Here is a 4595-nt window from a genome sequence, read left to right as displayed (position 1 = left end):
TGATAATACTAAGCGTGGCGGTGGCCGCGGCGGGCGGCGCAGGCTATGTCGCGAAGAAGATGGTGGTGGCTCCGCCGCCCCAGGTCACCGTCGATTCCCCCAAGGCGCCGGCCATCGCCCTGCAGGACGTGCTCGTCCTGTCCGGCGATGTCGCCATGGGCAGCCCGCTGGAGAACAACATCAGCTGGGAGTCCTGGCCGTCCGGCGGCATCAATGCCAATTTCATCACCCGAGCCGCCGAGCCCGATGCGCTGGATAAGCTGAAGGGCTCCGTTGCCCGCGTGGCGATGTACACGGGCGAGCCGCTGAGGCGCTCCAAGCTGATCGGCGAGGGGCAGAGCTTCATGTCGTCAATTCTGCCCAGCGGCATGCGCGCCGTCGCCACTGCCATATCTGCCGACACTTCGGCGGGTGGCTTCATCCTTCCCAATGATTTCGTTGACGTCATCATGACCCGCCGTTCCGACACTGGAACGGGTGGCAGCGGCTTCACCACCGAGACCATCCTGAAGAACATCCGCGTCCTGGCGATCGACCAGACCATCCAGGAGGACGAGGAGGGCAAGAAGACCAGGGTTGGCCAGACAGCCACTCTGGAGCTGACGCCGCAGCAGGCCGAAATCATCACGGTCGCGCAGCAGATGGCCGATCGCCTGACGTTGGCGCTGCGTTCGATCACGGACACCAGCGAAAAGAATCTGAACGAGGCTGACTACCTCGTCTCCGGCAACGGCCGGCGCGGCACGGTGCGGATGATCAAGTCGGGCGAAGTTTCCGAAGTGGGAGCAAGGAAATGAGGCTAAAGGGTAAACTGCCCTTCATGGTGGCAGCGGCGATCGGCCTGTTCCTGCTCGGCACCAGCGCGCCTGGAGTTATCGAGGCGAAGGCCGCGAAAAGGAGCGCCCAGGTGTCGGCGTCCACCGCCACGCAGCGCGTAAAGCTCGGCCTCAACAAGTCGGTGGTCATCGACCTGCCCAGCGACGCCTATGACATTCTCGTTGCCAATCCGGCGGTCGCCGATGCGGTGACGCGCACGGCAAGGCGCATCTATCTGTTCGGCAAGGCCGTGGGCGAGACCAACATCTTCGTCTTCGGTCCCAATGGCGAGCAGATCGTCAGCCTGGACCTTGCGGTCGAACGCGACGTCGCCGGATTGGAGGACTACCTCAAGCGCTTCCTTCCGACCTCCGAGATCAAGGTCGAACTTTTGAACGACAACGTCGTCTTGACCGGAACCGTGGACACCCCCCTCGACGCCAAGCGCGCGGTCGATCTGGCGACCATCTTTGTGTCTGGCGGCGAGGCGACCACCGGACAATATTCGCAGACCGCCGCCGGTGGGTCGGCCAATGGCGGTGTCGATATCAACAATCCCGACCAGGAACGCCGCGTCTCGAAGATCGTCAACCTGCTGCAGATCATCGGCGACGACCAGGTGACGCTCAAGGTGACGGTGGCGGAAGTCAGCCGCTCGGTGATGAAGCAACTCGGCGTCAACATGGTCGGCAATGGCGGCAGCAATGGCATCACCTGGGGTGCCGTCAGCTCGACCAACTACGGATTGGGCAAACCGCTCTCGCAAAGCTCTGGACTGTCGCTAGGTACTGCGGAACTCCAGTCCTACATCAATGCCATGGAACAAAGCGGCGTCATGAAGACGCTTGCGGAACCGACCCTGACAGCTGTTTCGGGCGAAAAGGCAACATTCAAGGTGGGCGGTGAGTTCAATCTCATCACTTCGCGGACGAGCAACACGTCGACTGACAACCAAACGGGCCAAATCACATACACCAACGACAAGCTCGAATACGGCATCGGCCTCGAGTTCCAGCCGGTGGTTCTGTCGGCTGGGCGGATCAGTCTCAAGGTCAGGACGTCCGTCTCGGAGCCGACTGCAGAAGGCGCGACCACCCTCGAGGGGGGCGGCGCTCTGCCGGGAACCACCTTGCTGTCGATTCGCAAGAGACTGGCCGATACGACGGTCGAATTGCCGTCGGGCGGTTCGATGATGATAGCCGGCCTTGTCCGTGACGATATTCGTCAGGCTGTTTCGGGGCTGCCAGGCTTGGCCAAGATCCCGGTGCTCGGCACGCTTTTCCGCAGCAAGGACTTCGTGCGCAACGAAAGCGAGCTCGTCATCATCATCACGCCCTATCTGGCCAGGCCGGTCGCGCGCAATGAACTTGCCAAGCCGGACGACAACTTCAACGCGCCGAGCGACGGCGCGGGCATGTTCCTTGGTCGCGTCAACCGCGTCTACGGCACCATGCAGACCGACAGGCCCAACGGCCGCTATCACGGCGTTGTCGGCTTCATCTACAAGTGAGCGGGGAAGCGGACATGTTCCAGTCATCGAAGATCATCGGGACCGCAGCGCCAGTACAGTCCGGTCGCGAGCGGATCCGCCGCTCGGCCGCACCGGTCCTGGCGGTCATGCTCGCCGCATCCCTTGCCGGCTGCGCCGGCTGGAAGCGCGACAGCGTTACGGTCGGTGCCATCCCCGACGACTATCGCACCAGCCATCCGATCGTGATCGCTGAAAAAAACCAGAAGATCGATCTTCCCGTCGGCGCCGGTGACCGCGGCATGACCGGTTCCCAGCGCGATACGCTGCTCGGCTTCCTCGACGGCTACGACAAGAGCGCCGCCCCGGCGCTGACGATCGCGGCCCCGGTCGGGTCGGCCAACGAGGTGGCCGCGGCCGCCGCCAGCCGCGACTTCGCCAGGCTTGCCATCGCAGCCGGCGTCAGCCGGAGCCGGATCGTCATGACGTCCTACCAGTCGGTATCGCCTGAAGCGTCCGCGCCGGTGCGCGTCGCTTACGTCTCGATCAAGGCCCAGACCGACAAATGCGGACGCTGGCCCGAAGACCTGCTTCAGACGTCGGAAAACAAGCACTATGCCGACTATGGCTGCTCGTATCAGAACAACCTCGCCGCTCAGATGGCCAATCCGGCCGATCTGCTGGGGCCGCGCAAGCAATCCGACATCGATGCCGAAAACCGCAGCAAGGTGATCGACATCTATCGCAGCAGAGGCATTTCGGACGAGTTCCTCGGCAACTCGGAAGTGACCTACTAGTGGCGCAAGTCAGGGAGAGAGCATGACGATGAGCAATCTTGCCTATGACGCGCCACTGGATGGTGGCGATACCTCGCAACAGGACATCGCCGCGATGCAGGCCTTGCGGCCGGTCCCGCGCATCTCGATCCAGGCTTTTTGCGAAACCGAGGGCGTCGCCAGTCCGGTCCGCCTCGCCGGCGAGGACCGGCGCATGGCGAAGGCCCATCTGAAGGTTCATATGGGCGGCATCGCCACCGCGATCGAGTTCTACCAGTCGGCGCCGACGCCCAACCTGATCCTGCTCGAATCCCGCAGCGAGCCCAAGCAACTGCTGGAGCAGCTGGCGCAGCTTTCCGAATATTGTGATCCGTCCTCGAAGGTCGTGGTGATCGGCCACTACAACGACGTCGGCCTCTATCGCGAGCTCATCCGCTCCGGCATTTCCGAATACGTCATCGCACCGGTGTCGATGACCGACATCGTCAGCGTGGTTTCGTCGATCTTCGTCGATCCGGAGGCCGAGCCGATCGGCCGCTCGATCGCCTTCATCGGCGCCAAGGGCGGCGTCGGCTCCTCGACCATCGCCCACAATGTCGCCTGGGCGATGTCGTCGCTGTTCAAGTCCGAAGTGGTCGTGGCCGATCTCGATCTTGCCTTCGGAACGGCCAACATCAATTTCGACCAGGATCCGGCGCAAGGCATCGCAGAGGCGGTGTTTTCGCCCGAGCGCGTCGACGAGGTCTATCTCGACCGGTTGCTTGCGCAATGCGCAGAACACCTGTCGCTGCTTGCGGCCCCATCCACGCTCGAGCGGGTCTACGACTTCGATCCCGACGCCTTCTCGCAGCTTATCGACACGGCCCAGCGCAGCGCGCCGCTCCTGGTCCTCGATGTCCCGCATGTCTGGACGGGATGGGCCAAGAGCATCCTCATCAAGGCGGATGAGGTCGTCATCACCGCGACGCCGGAACTGGCCAATCTGCGCAACACCAAGAACATGGTGGACATGCTGAAAAGGCTGCGTCCGAACGATCCGGCGCCAAGGCTCGTCATCAATCAGGCGGGCGTGCCGAAGCGTCCCGAGATCGGGCCGTCGGATTTTGCCGAGCCGCTCGGCATCACGCCGATGGCGGTCATCCAGTTCGAACCGCTGCTCTTTGGCAACGCGGCCAACAACGGGCGCATGCTGGGCGAGATGGATGCCAAGAGCCCGATCGTAGGCATCATCGATGAGATCGCGCATGTGCTGACCGGACGCAGCGAAATCAAGACCAAGAAGAAGGCGGGTCTCGGCTCGCTTCTCGGCAAGCTCTCGCGCAACAAGAAATAACGCTCAGGCGGCGGAATTGGTAGTCGATCATGTTTGGTAAGAGAGGCTCTGACGACGGCAACCGGTTCAAGCCGGAATTCCGCCAGCCGGCACCGGGGCCGGCGGCGCCTGGATCCGCGGACGCCGCGGTTCTTGCGCGGCCCGCCGCGCCGCCGCAGGCCGGAGAGCCGGCCGCTCAGCCCGCCCGCCGCCCGGTCGAGCC

Annotated in this window: 4 protein-coding genes; all 4 read left to right on the top strand. The window is 63.4% G+C overall.

The window, feature by feature from the left end:
• The first annotated feature begins 2 nt into the window (after positions 1–2).
• From cpaB to EN745_RS30540, 4 genes are read left to right on the top strand one after another with little or no spacing between them, the layout of a single operon-like run.
• Positions 3–797: a Flp pilus assembly protein CpaB gene (gene cpaB, locus EN745_RS30555; RefSeq protein ID WP_245487877.1), complete on the top strand. Its 795-nt coding sequence runs from the start codon at positions 3–5 to the stop codon at positions 795–797.
• On the top strand, positions 794–2326 hold the full coding sequence (locus tag EN745_RS30550; protein ID WP_127400178.1) for a type II and III secretion system protein family protein: 1533 nt from the start codon (positions 794–796) through the stop codon (positions 2324–2326). Before cpaB ends, EN745_RS30550 begins: the two co-directional genes overlap by 4 nt.
• Before the next feature lie 14 nt (positions 2327–2340).
• On the top strand, positions 2341–3081 hold the full coding sequence (locus EN745_RS30545) for a CpaD family pilus assembly protein (protein ID WP_126056634.1): 741 nt from the start codon (positions 2341–2343) through the stop codon (positions 3079–3081).
• A 28-nt stretch (positions 3082–3109) separates the two neighbouring features.
• Entirely contained in the window at positions 3110–4393 is a 1284-nt protein-coding gene (locus tag EN745_RS30540; RefSeq protein ID WP_189347635.1) for a CpaE family protein, read from the top strand.
• Positions 4394–4595: the final 202 nt, after the last annotated feature.

The sequence above is a fragment of the Mesorhizobium sp. M4A.F.Ca.ET.022.05.2.1 genome (assembly GCF_003998845.1).
In the GTDB taxonomy this organism is placed as follows: domain Bacteria; phylum Pseudomonadota; class Alphaproteobacteria; order Rhizobiales; family Rhizobiaceae; genus Mesorhizobium.
This window is presented reverse-complemented; position numbering and strand designations above follow the sequence as displayed.